The sequence below is a fragment of the Niveibacterium terrae genome (assembly GCF_048213115.1).
Taxonomy (GTDB): domain Bacteria; phylum Pseudomonadota; class Gammaproteobacteria; order Burkholderiales; family Rhodocyclaceae; genus Niveibacterium; species Niveibacterium terrae.
Genome location: NZ_CP172404.1, coordinates 378,654 through 398,730 on the forward strand (window position 1 = coordinate 378,654; position 20,077 = coordinate 398,730).

General features: G+C 65.1%; 18 protein-coding genes. 10 read left to right on the forward strand and 8 right to left on the reverse strand.

Annotated features, from left to right (window positions below; all coding sequences use genetic code 11):
• Nucleotides 1-210: 210 nt before the first annotated feature.
• The gene (locus tag ACHFB9_RS01740; RefSeq protein WP_417069260.1) at nucleotides 211-417 is read left to right on the forward strand and encodes a hypothetical protein; all 207 of its coding nucleotides are present in this window, start codon (nucleotides 211-213) and stop codon (nucleotides 415-417) included.
• 390 nt (nucleotides 418-807) lie between these two features.
• Here the strand turns inward: ACHFB9_RS01740 and ACHFB9_RS01745 are convergent, their stop codons facing one another.
• Nucleotides 808-1,530, reverse strand: coding sequence for a single-stranded DNA-binding protein (locus ACHFB9_RS01745; protein ID WP_417069261.1), 723 nt, complete (start codon nucleotides 1,528-1,530; stop codon nucleotides 808-810).
• Between the two features lie 184 nt (nucleotides 1,531-1,714).
• Here ACHFB9_RS01745 and ACHFB9_RS01750 point away from each other — a divergent pair, with 184 nt between their 5' ends.
• Both ACHFB9_RS01750 and ACHFB9_RS01755 read left to right on the forward strand, forming a co-directional pair.
• Nucleotides 1,715-3,727: a methyl-accepting chemotaxis protein gene (locus ACHFB9_RS01750; RefSeq protein ID WP_417069262.1), complete on the forward strand. Its 2,013-nt coding sequence runs from the start codon at nucleotides 1,715-1,717 to the stop codon at nucleotides 3,725-3,727.
• A gap of 166 nt (nucleotides 3,728-3,893) precedes the next feature.
• Nucleotides 3,894-5,150 (forward strand): dicarboxylate/amino acid:cation symporter, encoded by a 1,257-nt coding sequence (locus ACHFB9_RS01755; RefSeq protein WP_417069263.1) that lies wholly within the window; start codon nucleotides 3,894-3,896, stop codon nucleotides 5,148-5,150.
• Nucleotides 5,151-5,163: 13 nt separating this feature from the next.
• On the opposite strand, the gene ACHFB9_RS01760 is transcribed toward ACHFB9_RS01755, so the two are convergent.
• On the reverse strand, nucleotides 5,164-6,441 hold the full coding sequence (locus ACHFB9_RS01760; protein ID WP_417069264.1) for an AmpG family muropeptide MFS transporter: 1,278 nt from the start codon (nucleotides 6,439-6,441) through the stop codon (nucleotides 5,164-5,166).
• 230 nt (nucleotides 6,442-6,671) lie between these two features.
• Here ACHFB9_RS01760 and ACHFB9_RS01765 point away from each other — a divergent pair, with 230 nt between their 5' ends.
• Genes ACHFB9_RS01765 through ACHFB9_RS01775 form a run of 3 tightly spaced genes read left to right on the forward strand, consistent with a single transcriptional unit; the run spans nucleotide 6,672 to nucleotide 9,710 of the window.
• Entirely contained in the window at nucleotides 6,672-8,714 is a 2,043-nt protein-coding gene (locus ACHFB9_RS01765) for a ribonucleoside triphosphate reductase (RefSeq protein WP_417069265.1), read from the forward strand.
• A 22-nt stretch (nucleotides 8,715-8,736) separates the two neighbouring features.
• A complete protein-coding gene (nrdD, locus tag ACHFB9_RS01770; RefSeq protein ID WP_417069266.1) occupies nucleotides 8,737-8,928 on the forward strand; it encodes an anaerobic ribonucleoside-triphosphate reductase in 192 nt (63 codons plus the stop codon).
• A 50-nt stretch (nucleotides 8,929-8,978) separates the two neighbouring features.
• Nucleotides 8,979-9,710, forward strand: a complete 732-nt coding sequence (locus ACHFB9_RS01775; RefSeq protein WP_417069267.1) for an anaerobic ribonucleoside-triphosphate reductase activating protein — start codon at nucleotides 8,979-8,981, stop codon at nucleotides 9,708-9,710.
• A 2-nt stretch (nucleotides 9,711-9,712) separates the two neighbouring features.
• Here ACHFB9_RS01775 and ACHFB9_RS01780 read toward each other — a convergent pair whose 3' ends face one another.
• Nucleotides 9,713-10,945 (reverse strand): DEAD/DEAH box helicase, encoded by a 1,233-nt coding sequence (locus ACHFB9_RS01780; RefSeq protein WP_417069268.1) that lies wholly within the window; start codon nucleotides 10,943-10,945, stop codon nucleotides 9,713-9,715.
• A 236-nt stretch (nucleotides 10,946-11,181) separates the two neighbouring features.
• Between ACHFB9_RS01780 and ACHFB9_RS01785 the strand changes: the two genes are divergently transcribed.
• Nucleotides 11,182-11,769, forward strand: coding sequence for a PEP-CTERM sorting domain-containing protein (locus tag ACHFB9_RS01785; protein WP_417069269.1), 588 nt, complete (start codon nucleotides 11,182-11,184; stop codon nucleotides 11,767-11,769).
• Between the two features lie 60 nt (nucleotides 11,770-11,829).
• On the opposite strand, the gene ACHFB9_RS01790 is transcribed toward ACHFB9_RS01785, so the two are convergent.
• From ACHFB9_RS01790 to ACHFB9_RS01800, 3 genes are all read right to left on the reverse strand, one after another.
• The gene (locus ACHFB9_RS01790; protein WP_417069270.1) at nucleotides 11,830-12,513 is read right to left on the reverse strand and encodes an alpha/beta fold hydrolase; all 684 of its coding nucleotides are present in this window, start codon (nucleotides 12,511-12,513) and stop codon (nucleotides 11,830-11,832) included.
• A gap of 27 nt (nucleotides 12,514-12,540) precedes the next feature.
• Nucleotides 12,541-13,947 carry a surface-adhesin E family protein gene (locus ACHFB9_RS01795; protein WP_417069271.1) on the reverse strand — a complete coding sequence of 469 codons (1,407 nt, stop codon included), beginning with the start codon at nucleotides 13,945-13,947 and terminating at the stop codon, nucleotides 12,541-12,543.
• Between the two features lie 79 nt (nucleotides 13,948-14,026).
• Nucleotides 14,027-14,761, reverse strand: coding sequence for a ZIP family metal transporter (locus tag ACHFB9_RS01800; protein ID WP_417069272.1), 735 nt, complete (start codon nucleotides 14,759-14,761; stop codon nucleotides 14,027-14,029).
• 215 nt (nucleotides 14,762-14,976) lie between these two features.
• On the opposite strand from ACHFB9_RS01800, the gene ACHFB9_RS01805 reads away from it, so the two are divergent.
• From ACHFB9_RS01805 to ACHFB9_RS01815, 3 genes are read left to right on the forward strand one after another with little or no spacing between them, the layout of a single operon-like run.
• Nucleotides 14,977-15,804, forward strand: a complete 828-nt coding sequence (locus tag ACHFB9_RS01805; protein WP_417069273.1) for an SHOCT domain-containing protein — start codon at nucleotides 14,977-14,979, stop codon at nucleotides 15,802-15,804.
• A gap of 4 nt (nucleotides 15,805-15,808) precedes the next feature.
• Nucleotides 15,809-17,452, forward strand: a complete 1,644-nt coding sequence (locus ACHFB9_RS01810) for an ExeA family protein (protein ID WP_417069274.1) — start codon at nucleotides 15,809-15,811, stop codon at nucleotides 17,450-17,452.
• A gap of 1 nt (nucleotide 17,453) precedes the next feature.
• The gene (locus tag ACHFB9_RS01815) at nucleotides 17,454-18,152 is read left to right on the forward strand and encodes a general secretion pathway protein GspB (protein ID WP_417069275.1); all 699 of its coding nucleotides are present in this window, start codon (nucleotides 17,454-17,456) and stop codon (nucleotides 18,150-18,152) included.
• A gap of 6 nt (nucleotides 18,153-18,158) precedes the next feature.
• Here ACHFB9_RS01815 and ACHFB9_RS01820 read toward each other — a convergent pair whose 3' ends face one another.
• Nucleotides 18,159-19,193: a hypothetical protein gene (locus ACHFB9_RS01820; RefSeq protein ID WP_417069276.1), complete on the reverse strand. Its 1,035-nt coding sequence runs from the start codon at nucleotides 19,191-19,193 to the stop codon at nucleotides 18,159-18,161.
• A gap of 51 nt (nucleotides 19,194-19,244) precedes the next feature.
• Nucleotides 19,245-20,048: a helix-turn-helix transcriptional regulator gene (locus ACHFB9_RS01825; protein ID WP_417069277.1), complete on the reverse strand. Its 804-nt coding sequence runs from the start codon at nucleotides 20,046-20,048 to the stop codon at nucleotides 19,245-19,247.
• Between the last annotated feature and the right edge of the window lie 29 nt (nucleotides 20,049-20,077).

Here is a 20,077-nt window from a genome sequence, read left to right on the forward strand (position 1 = left end):
TGATGGGGGGCGGATTCTACGGGGACAAGCGTTTAAAAGGGGGGATCTGCGCCTAAATGTGACTAATTTGTTGCGGTGAGCGCAACGGTTTTGTCCGTCCGGCTTCGCTCCGCGAGAAGTGCGCGGTTTTTTGAGGGTGTCAATTCGCCCGACAACCGCTATAAAGAGGTTGTGCGAGCCCAAGGCTCGCGTTGCGGCAAAGGAGGGCATATGAAGATCAGCCCCGTCTCGGGGAGCGTCGATGCGACGCGGCTTCAGCAGGCAACGGCAGTGCGTGATACGCAGGCCGCCGACTCCATTCGGCAGCAAAAGGAACTGGCCAGAGCCTCTGAACAAAACCGCGTTCAGGCTGTTCAGCAACCGACGACCAACCTCGCCGGGCAGATGATCGGAAAAATCATCAACACACAGGCATAGGCCGTACTCAAACCGGCTCGTGCCGGCAAAGCGGGGGATCGATCCCCGCGGCGATCCCGGATCGCGCACATTCTGGAATGCCGCTCCCGGCGCAACACCGGGAGAGACGGCAACACGGGGCCCGCAGACGCGGGCCTTCGTGTTTCTGGAACCCCATGCTCCGCGAAACCCCGCCTTCGTTCCACGGTTCGGTTTGCACACCGAACCGGCTCAGGAGGCGCGAAGCGGTGCTTCGCGAATTCCCTCCTTCGGCCCCACGGCCCGATTTGCACATCGGGCCGGCTTCAGAAGCACGAAACAGTGTTTCGTGAATTCCTTCTTTCGCCCACGGCTGGCTTTGCACAGCCAGCCGGCTTCGGCGGCGCGGAGCGGTGCTCCGCGAAACCCCGCCTACGCCCAGAGGCCCATCGCTTCCATCTGTCGGGTGGCGGCTTCGGCCCAGCCCCGGTTTGCGGCGGGGCTGGCCGGGCTGGGGTGCAGCACCCTGCCGAAATGGACGGGCAGGCCGGCGAGTGCGATCCGGGCGCGCTGCTCGGCCCAGGCGCCTATCCCGATCAGCCATTCGGCTTCGAGTTCTTTGACCAGGCAACGCAGGTGCTCGTCGCAGGCCGCCAGCAGGGGCGCCTGTTCCGCTGCCGGCAGCTTGTCCGGAGTCGCGTTGCGCCCTCCTTCGAAGAAGGCGAGCGGGCAATAGTTTGCGACAAAGTGTTCGGCGAAGAAGGCGTCGGCGGAGCCGAAGCGTTGGGCGAAAAGCCCCCACAGCCTTCGCCCGCTCACTTCCGAGCGCGGGCAGGCGAAACCTTCGATCGGGCGTTTCTCGGTCTGCGCGGCCGGAGTGGTGACGCCGCCCGTGATCCCCATCCAGTCGCGGACCGCGGCGATCTCGCCGAAGGGAACTCCGGTCTGGACCATGCCGAAAGGCCCGGGGTTCATGCCCAGGAAGATCACCTTCTTGGGTCCGCGCGCGAAGCGCCTCAAGTATTCGGAGTGAGCCTCCCGCGCGTAGTCGAGAGGGTTGTAGACGTGGCTGATCGGCTCCTTGAACTTCAGGGCGTCGCAGGCGAGGGCCAGCGCATCGGCGGCGGCGATCAGGCGGGTGGGACGGTCGGTCATCGTGATGAAGTCGCAAACGGGGCGGTCAGTTTACGCGACTTGATCTCGACAAAGATGGAAGAGGGGTTTTCCGTCCTCTAGATTTACTGTCTGGGACGTTGTGACCAAAGGTCGACTCCCAACGCGGGGCCGAGCTTCGGTGCTCTTCCCTGGTCGTCAGATGATGCTTTCCCGGGGGGGACACATGCGCGCTTTGATCAATCCTGCCATCGCTCTGATGAACCGGCTCAGCTATCCCCGGAAATACGCATTGATGGGGCTGATGATGCTGATCGCGGTGCTCACCTTGCTCTATCACTTGTTTTCCTCGCTCAATGCGATCGTCGTTTCAACCCGGGCCGAACGGGAAGGTCTGGTTGTCGTCGAGAGCTCGCAGAAGCTGATCCGTGCCCTGCAGATCCACCGGGGAGCGTCGGTGGCCATTCTGAGTGGCAACGCGGCGCTGAGCGGAGTGCGTGCCGAGCGCGAGCGGGAGGTGACGGGGCTGCTGGCGACGATCGATCAGGCACTGGCCGGCCGGACAATCAAATCCGCAGCGGTCTGGGAGCGCAGCAAGGCCGAGTGGGCCGAACTCAAAGGGGGTTGGGCGGGCTTGGCAGCCCCAGAAAATCTGTCCAAACACAGTACCTTGATCGCCGATGTCCTTGAGTTCCAGGTCGGTCTTGCTGACTCATATGGGCTGATGCTCGATCCCGACTTTGACTCGTATTACCTGATCGACACCCTGGTCAACAAAATGCCGACTGTGCTGGAGCGTCTCGGCATGAGCCGTGCGCGCGGGACTTCGATCTTGACACGCAAAGAGATCAGCGAGTCACAGAAGATAGAGTTTGCCGCTTTGCTGTCGGACGTGGACGCGCAGATGCGCCTCTATCGCTACGGAATGGCCCGGGTTCGGGAAGGGCGTTCAGGCGATCGCTTCGGAGCTGCGACAGAGGACTTCAGCTCGGCGGTGCAGCAGGTGACGCAGCGGGTGCGTGACGACATCCTCAGCGGGAAATTCGAGACGGACCCGAAGCGCTACTTCGATTTGACCAGCGGAGTGATCGAGAAGGGCTATGCGCAGGTGTTCGAGACGATGATTCCGGCCGTTGAAGCCTTGCTCGAAGCGAGGATGAGTCGCGTCCAGCAAACGATATGGATCGATGTCGCGATCGTGGCCACGCTCTTTCTCCTCGTGGCCTGGCTGGGGCTGGGCTCCTATGTTTCGATGACCGAGCAGCTCAATGATTTCATCCGCACAGCTCGGCGCATGTCCGAAGGGGAACTCTCGCTGCGCATAAAGGAGCGAACCCGCGATGAGATGAGCCTGCTTGCCCGCAACTTCAACGACATGGCCGACTCCTTTTCGGGCTTGATCCGCAAGGCCAACTCCAGCGCCGAGCAGGTCAGTGCTGCGGCCGTCGAGATGGCCCGAGCTTCCTCCGAAATCGCCAGGGCCTCCCAGGAAGAGGCCGATGCTGCATCGAGCATGGCTGCTTCGGTTGAGGAGATGACGGTTGGCATCAACCATATCAGCGAGAGCGCAGCAGAGGCAGGTGTTGTTGCCTCGGAGTCCCGCGAGCAGTCCTCGCAAGGCGCTCATCAGGCGGAAGAGGCTGTTGCCGAGTCGCGCCGGGCAGCAGCGAGCGTCAATCAGGCTTCCTCGGCGATTGAGGAATTGGGACGTCAGTCGGACGCGATCTCCCGGATCGTCAGTGTGATCCGTGAAGTGGCGGAACAGACCAACCTGCTCGCGCTCAACGCCGCGATCGAGGCCGCGCGCGCAGGTGAGCAGGGGCGTGGTTTTGCGGTCGTTGCCGACGAAGTGCGCAAACTGGCCGAAAGGACTGCCAATTCGACGCAGGAAATTTCCGCGATGATCGATCAGATCCAGAGGGGGACCCACTCGGCCGTCGAGACGATGGAGTCCAGCGTTGGCCTCGTCGAACAAAGCGTTGTGCTGATTGATAGGACGGGGGGGGTGATGCAGGAGATCAACTCCGGTTCCGAGCGGGTGCGGCATGCCGTCCACGAAATAGTCGGATCCCTCGGGGAACAGAGCGGTGCCGCGGATGAGCTGGCCAAGAGGGTGGAACTCGTCGCCCAGATGGCGGAGCAGACCAGTGCGGCAGTGAGCGACAGCGCAGAGACCGCAGCGCGATTGGAGACGCTCGCTCAGGGTCTGCAGACCGAGATAGCGCGATTCCGGCTGTAAGTGGGAGCCGGGCGGCTTGCTTTTCGATTGTCCTTGCCTTGGCTGTTGCGGTTGCCACCAAGGAAAAAACTTGATCCAGCCCCTTGTCGGAGCTGGCACGTCGCCTCATTATTGCGCGTTTTTTCCCTCGGGGTCGTTTCGGCCCGCCTAAGCAGAAAAGAGCATCATGAAAGCGAATTCTCCGACCCGGAACATCCTGATTGCGATGATCCTCGGGCTTGCCGTCGGCTACGTCTGCCACCTCAATTACCCTGACCCCGATGCGGCGAAGCACGTCGCCGGTTACTTCAGCCTGCTGGCCGATATCTTCCTGCGCCTCGTCAAGATGATCATTGCGCCGCTGGTCTTTGCGACCGTCGTCAGCGGAGTGACCGGGCTGGGCGATGCGAAAGCGGTCGGCCGCATCGGCCTCAAAGGTTTCGTCTGGTTCATCGTCGCCTCTCTGATCTCGCTGCTGCTGGGCATGGTGATGGCCGGTCTGCTGCAGCCGGGCTCCGGGCTGCATCTCGCTCTGCCCCAGGCCGATGCGACGCTGGATCTGAAGACTTCGGCGATGAACCTGAAGGACTTCGTGACCCAGGTTTTCCCGAAGAGCTTCTTCGAGGCGATGGCCAACAACTCGATCCTGCAGATCCTGGTCTTCGCGCTCTTCCTCGGCTTCGCTCTGGTTTCGCTGAAGGAGAGGACCGCGAATACGATCATCCAGCTGATCGATGAGATGGTTCCGGTGATGCTGCGCGTGACCGACTATGTGATGAGCCTTGCTCCGGTCGGCATTTTCGGTGCGATCGCCGCGGTCATCACGACCCAGGGCCTCGGCGTGCTGACCACCTACGGCAAGTTCCTCGGTGGCTACTACGTCTGTCTGGTTCTGCTCTGGGCGATCCTGGCCGGTGCCGCTTTCGTGATGCTGGGTTCGCGCACGCTGCGCCTGCTCAAACTGCTGCGCGACCCGATCCTGCTCGCGTTCTCGACCGCCAGCAGCGAAGCGGCCTTCCCACGCGTGATGGAGAACATGCGCCGCTTCGGCGTGCCGGACAAGATCACCGGCTTCCTGCTGCCGCTGGGCTACTCGTTCAACCTCGACGGTTCGATGATCTACCAGGCCTTCGCGTCGCTGTTCATCGCGCAGATTTACGGCATCAACCTGAGCCTGACCCAGCAGATCACGATGCTGCTGGTCATGATGCTGTCGAGCAAGGGAATCGCCGGTGTGCCGCGCGCGTCCCTCGTCGTCGTTGCCGCGGTGCTGCCGATGTTCGGTCTGCCTGAAGCGGGCCTGCTGCTGATCATGGGTATCGATCAGTTCCTCGACATGGGCCGCTCGGCGACCAACGTGCTGGGCGTCAGCATTGCGACCGCCGCGGTTGCGAAGATGGAAGGCGCAATCGAAGAGGAAGCCCCCGAAGAGGCTGCGGCCTGATCGAAAGCCGGCGTCAGGGCGCCGGCTTTTCACTCCCTGGCGCGATGCGCCAGGGCGCAACGATCGCGAGCAGCGCCATTCCGGGCAGCGCCAGCGCGAAGCAGGCCAGAAAGAAATTCTGCCAGCCCAGCCAGCCCACGAACACTCCGGCAAAGGCCGAGACGACCGTACGTGGCACCGCCATCAGGCTCGTGAACAGCGCGAACTGGGTCGCCGAATAGGCCGGGTTCGTCGTCCGCGCGATGAAGGCAACGAAGGCCGTCGTTCCCAGTCCCACGCCGAACGCTTCGGCGCCGATCACCAGACCCAACTGCAGCAGCCTCGCCGCGTCGGCGGGCGCCGGCCCCAGCCAGGCGAGCCATGCAAAACCCAGCATCGCGACAGCCTGCGCAACTCCGAAGAGCCACAACGCCCGGTTGATGCCGAGGCGGATCATCCAGACGCCACCGAGCAGGCCTCCGGCAACGCTGGACCACAGGCCCGCGTTTTTCGCGACGATGCCGATGTCGGTCTTCGTGAATCCCATGTCCAGATAGAAAGGCGTCGCCAGAGCCGTGGCCAGCGAATCGCCGAGCTTGTACAGGAAGATGAAGGCGAGCACGAAGGCGGCGCTGCGCCAGCCGTGGCGGCTGAAGAACTCCTCGAAAGGTTCGATGATCGCCTCGCGCAACGTGTGCGGCGTGTGCGGCGCAGCTTCGGGTTCGCTCACGATCAGCGACAGGATCGCTCCGGGAGCGAGGAAGGCGGCCGTGATCGCAAAGACCTGGAACCAGGGCAGGTGGTCGGCGAGGAAGAGCGACAGCGCTCCGGGAACGAGGCCGGCGAGCTTGTAGGCATTGACGAAGACCGCGTTGCCGAAGCCCAGCTCGTCTTCGCCGAGCAGCTCGCGTCGGTAGGCGTCGATCGCGATGTCCTGGGTCGCCGACAGGAAGGCGACCAGAGCCGCGATTGCCGCGACGGCCATGATGTCGGCGGCGGGGTTCAGCGCGCCCAGCGCGACGATGGCGCCGATCAGCGCGAGCTGGGATACGAACATCCAGCCTCGCCGGCGGCCCAGACCCGGTACGCCGAAGCGGTCGGCGAAGGGCGCCCAGAGGAACTTCCACGTATACGGAAACTGGACCAGAGCGAATGCGCCGATCGCCTTCAGCGACAGGCCTTCGGTCTTGAGCCAGGCGGGCAGCAGGTTGAAGAGCAGGAAGAGCGGCAGGCCGGATGAGAAGCCGAGGACGATGCAGATCAGCATCCTGCGGGTCAGCAGGGTTTTCCAGAGCGGGGCGGGGGAGGTCATGGCGGCAATTAGACCATAGAGGGCTGATAGCCTGCTGGAGCGGGCAGTGCCGGATCCTCATTTCATTTGATGCATTGGTCATGCCGGATTTGTGCCTTTGACGCGTTGGCTTGATTCCGGTCAAGGCGACGCGCAAGCGCGAAGGCTGAAGGTTTCTTGGGACTTTCTTCGCTTTTCGCCACGACATATAGTTTCGCCTCTTGTGGAACCCACTATAGGTTGTGTCATCGATGCGCACCCAAATCGCCGCCAGTCAACCCCTTCTCGGGGCTCTCCCGTCCGAAGTTCTCAAGCGTGACGGCCGTACCCTGCCTTTCGATCTGGCGAAGATCCGCAAGGCGATCGCGGCGGCAGGGGCCGCTTCGGGCGAGTTCGAGGCGGGCGAAGCGGCCCGTCTGACCGCGACGGTCGGCAAGGTGCTGGCGCATCGTTTCAGCGGCGAGACGCCGACGATCGAGGCGATTCAGGATCTCGTCGAACAGGTTCTGGTCGCGGCCGACTGGTTCGCGACCGCGCGCGCCTACATCGTCTACCGGGAGCAGCATGCGAAGCTGAGGAGCGATCGCACCGCGATCGTCGATGCGATTGCGTCGATCACCGAATACCTGTCGCAGAGCGACTGGCGGGTCAAGGCGAACGCGAACCAGGGCTATTCGCTGGGCGGGTTGATCCTCAACGTGTCCGGCAAGGTCGTCGCGAACTACTGGCTCAACCACGTCTATCCGGTCAATGTCGGCGAAGCGCACAAGGAAGGGGATGTCCATATCCACGATCTGGACATGCTCTCCGGCTACTGCGCTGGCTGGTCGCTGCGCACGCTGCTCCAGGAGGGGCTGAACGGCGTGCCGGGCAAGGTCGAGGCGGCGCCTCCGAAGCACCTGGGCAGCGCGATCGGTCAGATCGTGAACTTCCTCGGCACGCTGCAGAACGAATGGGCGGGCGCCCAGGCTTTCAGCTCCTTCGATACCTACCTGGCCGCTTTCGTGCGCAAGGATCGCCTCGGCTATGACCAGGTCCGCCAGGCGATGCAGGAACTCGTCTACAACCTGAACGTGCCGTCGCGCTGGGGCACCCAGACCCCGTTCACGAACCTGACCTTCGACTGGGTCTGCCCGGACGATTTGAAGGAGCAGATTCCCTACATCGGCGGCGAGGAGATGCCCTTCGCCTACGGCGATCTGCAGGCCGAGATGGACATGATCAACCGTGCCTTCATCAGCGTGATGATGGACGGCGACGCGAAGGGCCGCGCCTTCACCTTCCCGATCCCGACCTACAACATCACGCCCGAGTTCGACTGGGAGCACCCGAACTGCGATGCGTTGTTCGAGATGACCGCGAAGTACGGTCTGCCCTATTTCCAGAACTTTCTGAACAGCGAGCTCAAACCCAACATGGTCCGCTCGATGTGCTGCCGGCTGCAGCTGGACCTGCGGGAGCTGCTCAAGCGGGGCAACGGCCTCTTCGGCTCGGCCGAACAGACCGGCTCGCTGGGCGTCGTCACGATCAACTGCGCGCGCCTGGGTTACCGGCACCGCGGCGACGAGAAGGCGCTGTTCGAGCGCCTCGACGAGCTGATCGATATCGCGAAGACCAGCCTCGAGATCAAGCGCAAGGTGATCCAGCGCCACATGGACGACGGGCTCTTCCCCTATACGCGCCGCTATCTGGGCACGCTGCGCAACCACTTCTCGACGATCGGCATCAACGGCGTCAACGAGATGATCCGCAACTTCAGCGCTGACGTCGACGACATCACGACGCCGGCCGGCGAAGCGCTGGCGCTCAAACTGCTCGATCACCTGCGCACGCGGATGTCCGAGATCCAGGAGGAGACCGGCCACCTGTACAACCTCGAGGCGACCCCGGCCGAAGGCACGACCTATCGTTTCGCGAAGGAAGACCGCAAGCGCTGGCCCGACATCCTGCAGGCCGGCACCGACGACAGCCCCTACTACACGAACTCGACCCAGCTTCCGGTCGGCTTCACCAGCGATCCGTTTGAAGCGCTGCTGCGCCAGGAACCGATGCAGTCGAAGTACACCGGCGGCACCGTGCTGCATCTGTACCTCGGTGAGCGGGTCGATTCGTCCGAGGCCTGCAAGCAGCTGGTGCGCCGCTCGCTGGAGCGCTTCCGCGTCCCCTACATCACGATCTCGCCGACCTTCTCGATCTGCCCGAAACACGGCTACATCGCCGGCGAACACAAGTTCTGCCCGAAGTGCGACGAGGAGCTGCTCGCGAAGAAACGCGCCGCGGCGGTCCTGAACTGAAAACTCATCAAGGAGATTCGCAATGATCCACGAAACCCGTACCAAGAATTTCGCCAGCATCGCCGGGCTCGACGACTCCGAGCGCCAGCCTTGCGAGATCTGGACCCGGGTCATGGGCTACCACCGCCCTGTCGCGTCCTTCAACCGCGGCAAGCAGGGCGAATTCTACGAACGCCAGTACTTCCGCGAGACGGCCTGCTGCGGGAAGGTTTGAGTGCGGTCATGCCATGCGTAGGAGCCAGCTTGCTGGCGATCTGATCTTTGATGACGACTCCGCAGCACTTTGAAGAGCGCAGCCCCTGGACTGAGCGGATCCAGGTCGGCGGCTTCAATGCCTTCTCGACCGTGGATTGGCCCGGTCGCATCGTCGCGGTCGTCTTCCTGCGCGGCTGTCCGTGGCGCTGCGGCTATTGCCACAACCCCGAGCTGCAGACCCGGCTCGGGCCGGCGCCGATGAACTGGCAGGACGTCGAAGTTCAGCTCGAACGCCGCCGGGGTTTTCTCGACGGAGTCGTGTTCTCGGGCGGCGAGCCGACCGCCGACCGCTGTCTGCCCGACGCGGTCGCGCGAGTCCGCGGGATGGGTTTCGAAGTCGGTCTGCACACCGGGGGCGCCTATCCCGAGCGCTTGGCCGCGCTCTTGCCTGAACTCGCCTGGGTCGGTTTCGACTTCAAGAGCGATCCGCCCGACTACGAGGCGATCACTCATGTGCCCGGCAGCGGTGCGCGGGCCTGGGCCAGCGCGCAGACGCTCGCCGCCTCGGATGTCTCTCACGAATTCCGGATGACCTTCCATCCCGGCCTGCTCGCCGAGGAGACCGTTCTGCGCGCTGCACAGCGTGCCGCGTCCCTTGGGGTCAGACACTTCGCGCTCCAGGCCTTCCGGCCCGACGGATGCGCGGACGCATCGCTGGGCGGCGCCGTCGATATCCCGGCCGGGCTTGCCGAGCGGATTTCTCCGCTCTTCGAACGCTTCACGGTGCGCCGCGCCTATTGAGTTCAGGCTTGCCGCGCCGCAGCCTCGCGCAGCTTGTCCTTCTTGCTCTTGCGGCGGCCCTTGATGCCGCCGTCGGCGGATGCGGGCTCTGCAGTTTCTTGCCGCTCGAAGCCGGCGATCTGTTCGCGCCCGACGCGCCGATTCGTCTTCTTTTCGATGAGCCGAAAGTGTGCTTCGCTCGCCGCCGGGATGAAGCTCACTGCGAGTCCGCTCGCACCGGCCCGGCCGGTTCGGCCGATCCGGTGCACGTAGTCCGCGACCGAGCGCGGCAGATCGTAATTGACGACGACCGGGAGCTGGTCGATGTCGATCCCGCGCGCAGCCAGATCGGTCGCGACGAGGACCTGAAGCCGGCCCGCCTTGAAGTGGGCCAGTGCCTCGGTTCGCGCTCCCTGGGTCATTTCGCTGCTGAAAGGCGCGGCCAGGATGCCGCGCTTGCCGAGCTTTTCGGCGACGTGCTCGCAGGCCGAGCGGGTCGCGACGAAGACCAGCACGCGCGACCAGGCCTGCTCTTCGACCAGGTGGTGCAGCAGCGCGGTGCGCCGGCCCGCATCGACTTCGATCGCCCTCTCGACGATGTCGGGCTCAGTCTCTGGCTCCGCTGCGAGGTCGATGCGCACCGGATCGTTGAGCAGCTCGTTCGCGAGGTTCTGCACCGCATCGGGCAAGGTCGCCGAGAACAGCTGGTTCTGCCGTTGCGCAGGCAGCCGGGCGAGGATCGCCGCCAGCTCGTCCGCGAAGCCCTCGCTGAGCAGGCGGTCCGCTTCGTCGAGCACCAGCGTCGCGATGTCTCCGAGCTTCAGCGCGTTGTGATCGAGCAGATCCAGCAGACGCCCGGGCGTCGCGACGACGACATCCGTCCCGCCCCTCATCTTCATCATCTGCGGGTTGATCGAGACTCCGCCGAACACGATCGAGACCTTGAGCGGAGTGGCGAGGCGCTCGGCGAAGCCGCGCATCGTCTCGCCGACCTGGGTGGCCAGCTCGCGGGTCGGCACCAGGATCAGGGCCTGGGTTCTCCTGGGGGCGTAGCGGGGAGCCTCGATCAGCCTCTGCACGATGGGCAGGCAGAACGCCGCGGTTTTGCCGGACCCCGTATGGGCCGTGGCAAGGAGGTCGCGCCCCTGCAAGGCGGCCGGGATGGCCTCGGTCTGAACCGGCGTGGGCTGCGTATAGCTGAGCGCTTCCGCGGCGCGGACGAGGGCGGGCGAGAGCCCGAGCGAGGCGAAGGACATGGAGCGGAATCTTTGCGAAGGATGAGGCTGGATCGTAGGCCAGGCAGGGGGCAGACGTCAGAAAAATGTGGATTCGCCACTTCGCTGTCGCCTTCCTGTGCTTCATCTTTTCCGCTCTGAGACTTGGGTTTATGTCAACTGGGTATTCATAAGGCATATTCCGGGCGGGCCGTTCGGGCGCTGTCGTCCGGAAGATCCGCCCGCTCCAATCGCATTCCCACAGAAAGGTTTTACTGATGAAAGCGTTCGTCCTCGCTTCCACCCTGTTTGTCCTCGCGTCTTCGGCTCAGGCCGCGACGACGGTCTTCGCGGACAACTTCGATGCCAACGGCGGCGGTCTCGACGCCGTTCCCGCCGGCTGGACCGTCTCCGGCGGCACCGTAGACATCATCGGAGCCGGTACCGGTTTCGACTATGTGCCCAACAGCGGTAAATTCATCGATCTGGATGGCACGACCTACTCCGCTGGCACGCTGTCGGTGGCCTTGAACCTGAGCGCGGGGCAGCAGTATTCGGCGAGCTTCGATCTGGCCGGCAACCACGTCAACAGCACGCTCGAGAGCGTCACGGCGAGTTTCGGGACGAGCTCCGGCGCCTACAGCCTGGCGCGGGATGCGGGCTGGACCGGATACACGCTGAACTTCACTCCGACGACTTCCGGCCTCTATACGCTGAGCTTCAAGAACGCCGGTGGCGACAACGTCGGCATGCTGCTCGACAACGTCAAGGTCGCTGCCGCGGTGCCCGAACCCGAAACCTATGCGATGCTGCTGGCTGGGCTTGGTGTACTGACCGTCGCGACGCGCCGCCGTCGCGCCGTTTGAGCGAACAATCCCGCCGTCGGAAAGCCCGGAAGGCCTCAGGTCGTTCGGGCTTTTTTACATTCAGCCGCTGAGGAGCTGATCGGCGATGAAGCCGGCGCAGATCTGGGCGGCAAGGGCGAGGTTGCGTTCGCTGTTGCCGTCTTCCCCGGAGGCCTTCGGCGGCTTCAGGCTGTGTCCGCCGCCGATGACCGCGACCCTCGCTTCGCCGGACAGCCCTGCCGCAAAGCGGTAGAGCTCATCCTTGGCGCAGAGCGGATCTTTGTTGCCGGCGATGAAGAGCGTCGGGCGCAGCGCCTCGTCCCCGTGCGGGTAGTGCTTGTCCGCACTGGGAGTGATTTTCCCTTCGTCGGTGAAATTGAGCACCGGCGTCAGGAAGATTCCGGCCCGGAGCCGGAACTGTCCGAACACGGCCCAGGCGACGATGGAACCGAGCGACTTGCCTGCAACGAAGAGCTTGTTCGGATCGACTTTCGGGTCGGCGCTCGCCGTTTCGACGACGGCCCTCATCGCGGCGATCTCTTCGCCGAGACCTTCGGAGGGTTGGCCCTTGTCGGGATCCCTGGAGAAATAAGGCCAGTCAAAGCGGAAGACGGCGATTCCGTCGGCGAGCAGCCGGGAAGTCAGATGTTCAAAGAGCGGCGCGGACAGCGGATAGTTGCGCCCCGGTGCGATCACGATCGCCGGGAAGGGTGGGTTTCCGTCTGGAAACTCGACCCGGATCCGCAGCGGGAGGATGGCGGACATGTCTCGAGGCTAGAGGGGCGCGCCCCTCTAGCGGGATTCCTTGATGATCCGCTCGCCGCTGTTCTGGATCGGCCGCGCGTTGTTGCGGTAGAAGCGGGTGAAGACGGCGATCTGTTCGTCGGACAGCGTCACCGGCTGCTTCATGACGATCCACAGCACGCCTTCGCTGCACGGTGGCGTCGTCAGCGAACCCATGTAGGTGAAGTAGCCGCGCTCGGCGGGCAGCAGTTCGGCGGGGTTGATCGCGACATTCGGCGTGAAAGATTCGTTCTTTTCCAGCGGCAGGTTGTTCCACAGGGTCTGGATCAGCGGGTGTGCCGGGCCGTGTTCGAGCAGAACCGAGACGACGGCGATATGGCCGTCCAGATCCTTGTGCACGAGATGCACATCCATGTCGAAAGTGCGGCCGTCTATCCTCTCTTCGGCTGGGCGGTGGAAGTGCAGCTGCTGGAGTTCGTAGCGGCGGCCCATCACGCTGATCGTCAGACCCGCTCCGACGCTGGCCTGGATCGTGTGGCCGTTGTCGATGATCCGGAAATAGCTCGGCTTGTAGTCGAACCGGACCGGTTCGAGCTCGACCTTGATGCCGCCTCGGATATCGATCGGCGACTGGCGGGGGCCGGAGCCACAGGTCGCGAATTCGGGGGACAGCCTGGCCCAGCTCTGCGGGCCGGTTTCGCCTTCGTAGCTCCAGTGTCCGCTCAGGTGGACCGGCAGCGCTGTGTGTGCGGCGGGCGGGGGCGGCGTTTTCTTGATCGGGGCCGGTCTGTGGACTCGGCGCGGTGCGGGGTAGATGTGCGGAGTTTCCGCGATCGGGGCCGCTTCGCGGGGGGCGGAAGCTTCGCTGCGCGGAGCGGGCTTGGGCGGCAGATCGATCAGCTTCGGGCGGGTCTTCAGCGCGGGCTTGTCGATTTTCGCCTCGCTGGTCGGCGCCTCATCGCGTGCAAGCTTCAGGTCGGCGCGGCTGAGCGGAGTGTCCGGATGTTTCGACCGGACGCTGGCTTCGGCTTTCTCGGCGGCGGTGCCGGCAAGCGCGCGCAGCTGTTCGAGCGAGGCCGGCTGGCAGACTTCCTTGTAGATTTTGTCGTTGATGCTGCCCGGAGTGATAACGACCGGCTTGCCGCCGGCGAGCTCCTCTTCGCGGATCGGTGCGCCCGATGCGTCGAAAAAGACGCGGCGAACCGGCACGAAGCTCTTCTTGCGGCAGTCGTAACGGCTCAGCGATTTGACCGCCGAATAGCCCAGCGATGAAGCTTCCTGCTCCGAGAGCAGGACCCGACCCCAGGCGACCTTGGTTCCGCCATTCGAGACCAGCACGCTGGATCGATCGATCTCGATCTGCCGGCCCTTGTCGCGGGAGATCGTGACCCATTGGGACGCGCCCGCGGGGAAGGCGAGGGCTGCGACGCAGGCGAGGACAAGGGGGCGGCGCATGTTGGGCGCTCCAATAGGGAGTTTCATCCTCTCTATTTCGGCCGCGCCGCGTCAGGCTTTAGCGCCGCGCGCGAAGCGCTCAGGCGTGAGCGAGCGCTTCGAGCCCGCCGATCATGCCGATTCCGATCAGCAGCGCGACGAACTGGCTGGCCTGGATCCGCCGGCTCTTCTCGCGGCGCATCGCCGGGAGCAGATCGGACAAGGTGATGTAGAGGAAGCTCGCCGAGGCCAGCGCAAGACAGTAGGGCACGGCCTGTTTGGCCAGTTCCAGAGCCAGCGCGCCCAGCCAGGCTCCGGGCAGCGCGCCGAGCGCGCTGATACAGGCGATGGCGACCGCCCGCCGGGGCGTGTTGCCGGCCCGCACCAGCACCGAAAGATCCCCGGCCTTGTGCGGGACTTCATGAGCGAGCACCGCGAGTGCAACCCCCCAGCCCAGGCCGGGGCTGGCCGCGAAGGTCGTAGCGATCAGCGCGCCGTCAGCGAAGTGGTGCAGCGAGGAGCCCATCATCACCCGGGCACTGACGCCCCGCTCCAGGCCACCCTCTTCTTCGTGGTGGGCCGAGCCGAGCCTCAGCGCGGCTTCGATGCCGAAAAGCGCGAGCAGCCCGATCAGCATCACGGTGGGGATGTTCCCGGCCGCCGAGCTGTCTTCGAGCGCTTCGGGCAGAGCCCCGAGCAGCGCGACCGCGAGCAGCACGCCGGCAGCAAACCCGATCAGAACCCCCATCCAGCGTCCCGGTATGGCCTTGAGCAGCAGCCTGGCCAGCAGCGTCGCGCCCAGCGCACTGCTGGCCGCGGCGACAGAGACGTTCATCAGCATCAATTCCTCGGCAGAGAGAGTGGTCGCCCGCATTGGGCGAGGGCGGCTATTGGAGCATGGGAAGATGATTGTTGCAACCTTGTTGCGTTTGCATCTTGTTTCATTGCGCTCCGCGCTAACATTGCTTCGCATTCGCGCGTGCCAGAAATCGGGCGCGAGGCACTACACTTCGCGTCTCGGCGGCGAGTGCCGCTCATGGAGTCTTCCCGATGTTTCCGTCGTTTCCCGCCGCCCGGGCGATCTGTCTGGGCTGCTTTGCTTTTGCGCTGGGCTTCGCTCCCCAGGTTCAGGCCGGTTTGTTCTCTGGTCTGGGCACTCTGATCGGCAGCGATCAGAGCCGGATGAACGCCTGGGCCAAGGATCCCGATGCGGCTTTTCATTGGGGCGACTGGGACTTCATTCAGGCGGTCGGGCGCGAGGGGGGCTCGGAAGCCAACCAGCATCCGGCCCGGCTTGGGGCCGACGAGATCGCCGCATCGCTCGCGTCGGTGTCCGCAAACTGGAAGGGCGAGCGTGTGCCGCTGTTCTCGCCCGACGAGATCGAACGGTTGGCGCCCGCGCTCGCGTTGGGGCTTGGCGCGATCGGTCCGGATCGGGATCTGCTCTTCCTGATCACCGGCCAGCACAAAAAGCTCGGCGCTTTCGGGCTCAAGCTCAGCACGACCGGGAGGGTATTCGTTGCCGGCGGTCGGCTTCAGCTGATCGTGGGCACGGCCCTCTCCGATGGCCTGCTCGGGATTCCGCCTGGAGGCCGTCCCAGACAGAAGATACTGACCGCATCGCGCGCGACGCCCTCGGCCCAGGCGAGACTGGCTGACGACGGCCGCCTGCTCAGGGCGGACTGGATCGCCTTCGCGTCTTCCTCCGAGCCGCCCGCCGCCGCCCGGCCTCTCGTTGTCGAAGTGCCGGCCGCCCCGACCGCGCCGGCCGCACCCGTTCCGATGGACAGGCTTTCCACGCTGGAGCGCCTGCACGATCAGGGCCTGATCAGCGATGCTGAATATGCGGCCAAGCGCAAAGAAGCCCAGGTCCGCTGAAAACATGACGACGAAATCCCCGACTTCCTCTTCCGCGGAAGCCCGAATCGATGCGGCGCAGCCGCTCTACGCGCGCCACTTCGGCCTGGAGCAGGCGCCTTTCTCGATCGCGCCCGATCCGCACTATCTGTACATGAGCGAGCGTCACCGCGAAGCGCTCGCCCACCTGCTGTTCGGTCTCCAGGGCGGCGGCGGTTTCGTGCTGCTGACCGGCGAGATCGGTTCGGGCAAGACCACGGTCTGTCGCTGCATGCTCGAACAGGTGCCGGAGCACTGCAAGGTCGCGTACATCTACAACCCCAAGCTGACGGTCGCCGAGCTGCTCGAAACCGTGTGCGACGAGTTCGGAATCCCGCGCGCCGAAGCCGGTTCGACGCTGAAGGCTCAGGTCGATGCGCTCAACGCCTGGCTGCTGCGCACCCATGCCCAGGGCGAGAGCGCGGTGCTGGTCATCGACGAGGCGCAGAACCTGCTGCCCGAAGTGCTCGAACAGCTGCGCCTGCTGACCAATCTGGAGACCAACGAGCGCAAGCTGTTGCAGATCGTTCTGGTCGGTCAGCCCGAGCTGCGCGAGATGGTCGCCGGAGCGGGGCTCGAACAGCTCGCCCAACGCGTGATCGCCCGCTATCACCTGGAGGCTTTGTCGGCCGAGGATACGGTCCGCTACATCGCCCACCGCCTGCGCGTGGCCGGTTTCAAAGGCACTCTGCCTTTCGATCGCCGTGCGCTGAAGAGGGTCATGCATCATGCGCGGGGCGTGGCGCGCCGGATCAATCTGCTCTGCGACCGGGCCTTGCTCGGCGCCTATGCGGAGGGCAAGAGCCGGGTCAGCGCGAGCATTGTCGACAAGGCCGCACGCGAGGCCTTCGGCGTGACGCCGCAAGTCGCCGGCAAGCGGCGCTGGCATTGGGGCGTCGTGGTGCTCGCCGCAGCTCTGGCGGCCTTCTATCTGCTCAGAAGCCCGTTTGCCCGTGTCGAGCGGCGCGCGGTCGCGCACCTGGCCGCGCCCGCGCCGCAAGCGGCTCCGCTCTGGCTGCAGGCCGCGACGCTGCGCGCGAGCCTGGGCGAAGGAGGCGAGCCGGCCGCCTGGCGCGAGCTGGGTAGCCTGTGGGGCCTCGCGCTGCCTGCCGACGATCCCTGTGCCGCTGCAGCGGATCTGGGCGTGCGCTGTTTCCGCGACCGGGCCGGGAATCTCGGCAAGATCCGCCAGCTCGATCGACCGGTGATCCTGACTCTCTACGATCAGGGCCAGAAACCGCTGCCCGTGCTGATGCTCGGCCTGGGCAAGCAGGTCGCGCTGTTGCGCGTACCGGGCGGCACGCCACACCGGGTCGCGCTCGCTTCGCTGGCTCCTCTGTGGCGGGGTGAATTCGCGACGTTGTGGCGCGCTCCGGCCGGCTATTCGGCCGCGACTGGCGATATCGCGCCCGGGCCTGACACGGATCGGCTTGCGCAGCGGCTCAGCGAGCTCGCGCATCGCTCTCCCGAAATCGCGGGCCATCCCTCCGATTCTCAACCGAGGACGGCGGTGTCCGCTTTCCAGTTCGCGCAAGGCCTCAAGCCCGACGGCAAGGCCGGTCCGATCACCCTGATGCTTTTGAACCGGGCCAGCGGCGTCGCCGAGCCTTCGCTAAAGCCCCAATCCTGACATGTCCTACATCCTCGATGCCCTGCGCCGCGCCGAAAGCGAGCGCGCCAACGAAAAAGTCCCGGGTCTTTACGATCAGGCCGCGGCCCCTCTTCTGCCTGCCGAACGCTCGCGCGCTCAGACGCCGTGGCTGTGGCTGCTTGCCGGAGCGACGGTCGTGCTGGCGGCCGCTGTTGCCTGGCTCGCCTTGCGGCCTTCGCACTCTGCGCCGGCGACGCCAATCGCCCAGCTGCCGGCTCCAGCTCAGGCTACTGCTCCAGCTCCTGTGCCTGGCCCGGCTCCAGCGACTCCGCCCGCTCCGGGCCACGCTCCGACCGAGCAGCCGCTATACCGGCCTGCCGGGGCTCCCGCAGTGATTTCGACCGCGCCGACGGCTTCGCCCGCTCAGCTTGCTGCCCGGCCTGCTTCGCCGGCTCCCGCGCCCAGCGCCGCGCCAGCCGTGGCCGTTGCTCCAGCCAGAGCGGGCGAAGAGCGCGTGCCCGCTCTGGCCGAACTGCCCGACGAAGTCCGGCGCGCGTTGCCGGCGCTGCATTTCGATGGCGCGGTCTATTCGGACAAGCCCGCGAACCGGATTCTGATGGTCAATGGGCAGTTGCTGCACGAAGGCGAGGCGATCACGCCCGAGCTTTCGATCGAGCGGATCAACCCGAAGGGCGCGGTGCTGAGCTTCCGCGGTCACCGCTTCGAGCTGACGCGCTAGTTCCGCTCAGTCGGGGAGGGCCGTTCCGGCCTGAGCCGCTCCGCTGCGCAGCAGCGCGGCCGTATGAGCGTGCAGTTCGTTGATGGCCGCGCTGCGGATCTGCTCAGGCGTCGCTTGCGCCAGGTCCTGCGTGTGCAGGCGCTCGCGCAGCTTTTCAAGTACCCAGAAGTTGGCAAAGGGGTGGGGCAGGCTGCGTTGGCGGCTCGCGCGGAGCGTGAATTTGGCGAGCAAGTCCGCCTGACTTTTGTTGGCGAGGATCAGTTCGACGAGCTTGGCGCGGAACTCGAGATCGCTCGACTCCAGCTTCGGAAAGCGCTGCTTGTCACTGAAATGCTGGGCTTCGTGGCCGAGCAGGCTGACACGGTAGGCCTCGCTGCCCCGCTGCCATGCCGAGCGGACGGTCATGATCCGCGAGGACGTCGTCCAGCCTCCGGTACCCGTCTGATCGCACGAGGCCCAGGAGGGCCAGCCGCCGCTGGCGAAATCGTCGAGCAGGCTGACCGGTGCTTCGACCTCTCCTTCCGGAAGGCTCAGCTTTTCCTTCGAATCGATCTGGGTGCGCCAGATCATCAGTTCGTAGAGCGGAGGAGTCCGGCCACCCAACACATGGAGGCCGGCAGATTCGATCCGGGTCTGCAGCGCGGCGTAGGCCGTCTCCAGGTCGGCGCCAAGCAGGTCGAGCTCGGCGCGCAGCGCCTCGAGCAGTGCCGAATCGGCTTGATCGAGCGTTTGCCTGTGCAGCAGCGCATCGCTCCAGTAGCGGCGGAAGATGCTCAGGATCCTCGAGACCTCGACCGGCAGCCCGGTCTCGGGGCGTTCGGCGGCGTGCGGATCGCTGAAGCGCTCGAGCACGCAGAGACGGGTGCGCGCATCCTTCGCGCTGAGGCTGGCCGGGTCCAGTGCTTTGAGGCGGTGCAGCACTTCACTCTGATCGAGCGTGAAGAGGGGGGCCAGCGCGTCGTTGAGCGGGCTGGCGGCGGCCGGAGTGCAGCCGGACAGAGTGGCGAGGGCGGCGATCAGGCAGAGCATGGAAGGTTTCATGCCGCGACTATTGCGCAGCCGCACTTACCCGTCTTGTACCGGATTCGCGTTTCAGCCCTGCATCTGCCGCCGTTTGCGTCCCGGGCTGATGCCGTAGTGGCGGTTATAGGCGCGGGTGAAATGCGCCTGATCGCAGAATCCGCAGCGCAAAGCGATTTCTGCGAGCGATTCGTCATGTCCGCGCAGCGCCTGATCCGCCCATTCGAGGCGTCGGCGCAGAAGGTAGGCGCCTATCGTCTCGTGCCGGGACTCTTTGAAGGCCTTGGCCAGATGATGAGGGTGAAGCCCGGTCAGTGCGGCCAGCTCGGTCAGCGAAGGGCTGACGGAAAGATCGGCTTCGAGCGCATCGATGACATCCCTCAGCCACCGGGGCCTGCCCGCATTGACCGGCAGATCCCGGCAAGTGTCCAGCAGGGTCAGGATCGCTTCATGGGTGGCAAAGGGGTCGGCGGCGGCGAGCGCATCGGCCAGCCCGCTCAGTGCTGCGTGGGTTGGCGGCAGGCGCAGATGGCCGGGCCTGGTCAGGCGAGTCGCCAGATCCGGATCTCCGAACCCTGCCGCGTCGAGCTCGATATTGACGCAGCGCGCGCCGTGGGACCCCACCTGGTTTGCGTGGCTGGTGTTGGCGGGGTGGATCAGAACAGATCCGCGCCGGCAGTCGTGCTGGCGGCGCCAGTCTTCAAGGTAGGCGCCGTCGAGCACGACGCAGACATAGGACGAGCGATGCGTGTGACGCGGCAGCGCAAGCGATGGCGGAAGGCGGGTGTCACGGACGAGGCCGGCCGGAGTCGGCAGCGTGCCCAGGCAGAGCCCGAAAGACTGGTGGCGACCCAAGCTGGGCGTGCCTGCCCTCATCCGCGCATGTCCGATGTTGTTCCTGGCCG

What these genes read in the sequence shown, in the direction of transcription:
- ACHFB9_RS01740 (WP_417069260.1), top strand. Translation starts at nt 211, where the DNA reads ATGAAGATCAGCCCCGTCTCGGGGAGCGTCGATGCGACGCGGCTTCAG.
- ACHFB9_RS01745 (WP_417069261.1), bottom strand. Translation starts at nt 1,530, where the DNA reads ATGACCGACCGTCCCACCCGCCTGATCGCCGCCGCCGATGCGCTGGCC.
- ACHFB9_RS01750 (WP_417069262.1), top strand. Translation starts at nt 1,715, where the DNA reads ATGCGCGCTTTGATCAATCCTGCCATCGCTCTGATGAACCGGCTCAGC.
- ACHFB9_RS01755 (WP_417069263.1), top strand. Translation starts at nt 3,894, where the DNA reads ATGAAAGCGAATTCTCCGACCCGGAACATCCTGATTGCGATGATCCTC.
- ACHFB9_RS01760 (WP_417069264.1), bottom strand. Translation starts at nt 6,441, where the DNA reads ATGACCTCCCCCGCCCCGCTCTGGAAAACCCTGCTGACCCGCAGGATG.
- ACHFB9_RS01765 (WP_417069265.1), top strand. Translation starts at nt 6,672, where the DNA reads ATGCGCACCCAAATCGCCGCCAGTCAACCCCTTCTCGGGGCTCTCCCG.
- nrdD (WP_417069266.1), top strand. Translation starts at nt 8,737, where the DNA reads ATGATCCACGAAACCCGTACCAAGAATTTCGCCAGCATCGCCGGGCTC.
- ACHFB9_RS01775 (WP_417069267.1), top strand. Translation starts at nt 8,979, where the DNA reads ATGACGACTCCGCAGCACTTTGAAGAGCGCAGCCCCTGGACTGAGCGG.
- ACHFB9_RS01780 (WP_417069268.1), bottom strand. Translation starts at nt 10,945, where the DNA reads ATGTCCTTCGCCTCGCTCGGGCTCTCGCCCGCCCTCGTCCGCGCCGCG.
- ACHFB9_RS01785 (WP_417069269.1), top strand. Translation starts at nt 11,182, where the DNA reads ATGAAAGCGTTCGTCCTCGCTTCCACCCTGTTTGTCCTCGCGTCTTCG.
- ACHFB9_RS01790 (WP_417069270.1), bottom strand. Translation starts at nt 12,513, where the DNA reads ATGTCCGCCATCCTCCCGCTGCGGATCCGGGTCGAGTTTCCAGACGGA.
- ACHFB9_RS01795 (WP_417069271.1), bottom strand. Translation starts at nt 13,947, where the DNA reads ATGCGCCGCCCCCTTGTCCTCGCCTGCGTCGCAGCCCTCGCCTTCCCC.
- ACHFB9_RS01800 (WP_417069272.1), bottom strand. Translation starts at nt 14,761, where the DNA reads ATGAACGTCTCTGTCGCCGCGGCCAGCAGTGCGCTGGGCGCGACGCTG.
- ACHFB9_RS01805 (WP_417069273.1), top strand. Translation starts at nt 14,977, where the DNA reads ATGTTTCCGTCGTTTCCCGCCGCCCGGGCGATCTGTCTGGGCTGCTTT.
- ACHFB9_RS01810 (WP_417069274.1), top strand. Translation starts at nt 15,809, where the DNA reads ATGACGACGAAATCCCCGACTTCCTCTTCCGCGGAAGCCCGAATCGAT.
- ACHFB9_RS01815 (WP_417069275.1), top strand. Translation starts at nt 17,454, where the DNA reads ATGTCCTACATCCTCGATGCCCTGCGCCGCGCCGAAAGCGAGCGCGCC.
- ACHFB9_RS01820 (WP_417069276.1), bottom strand. Translation starts at nt 19,193, where the DNA reads ATGAAACCTTCCATGCTCTGCCTGATCGCCGCCCTCGCCACTCTGTCC.
- ACHFB9_RS01825 (WP_417069277.1), bottom strand. Translation starts at nt 20,048, where the DNA reads ATGAGGGCAGGCACGCCCAGCTTGGGTCGCCACCAGTCTTTCGGGCTC.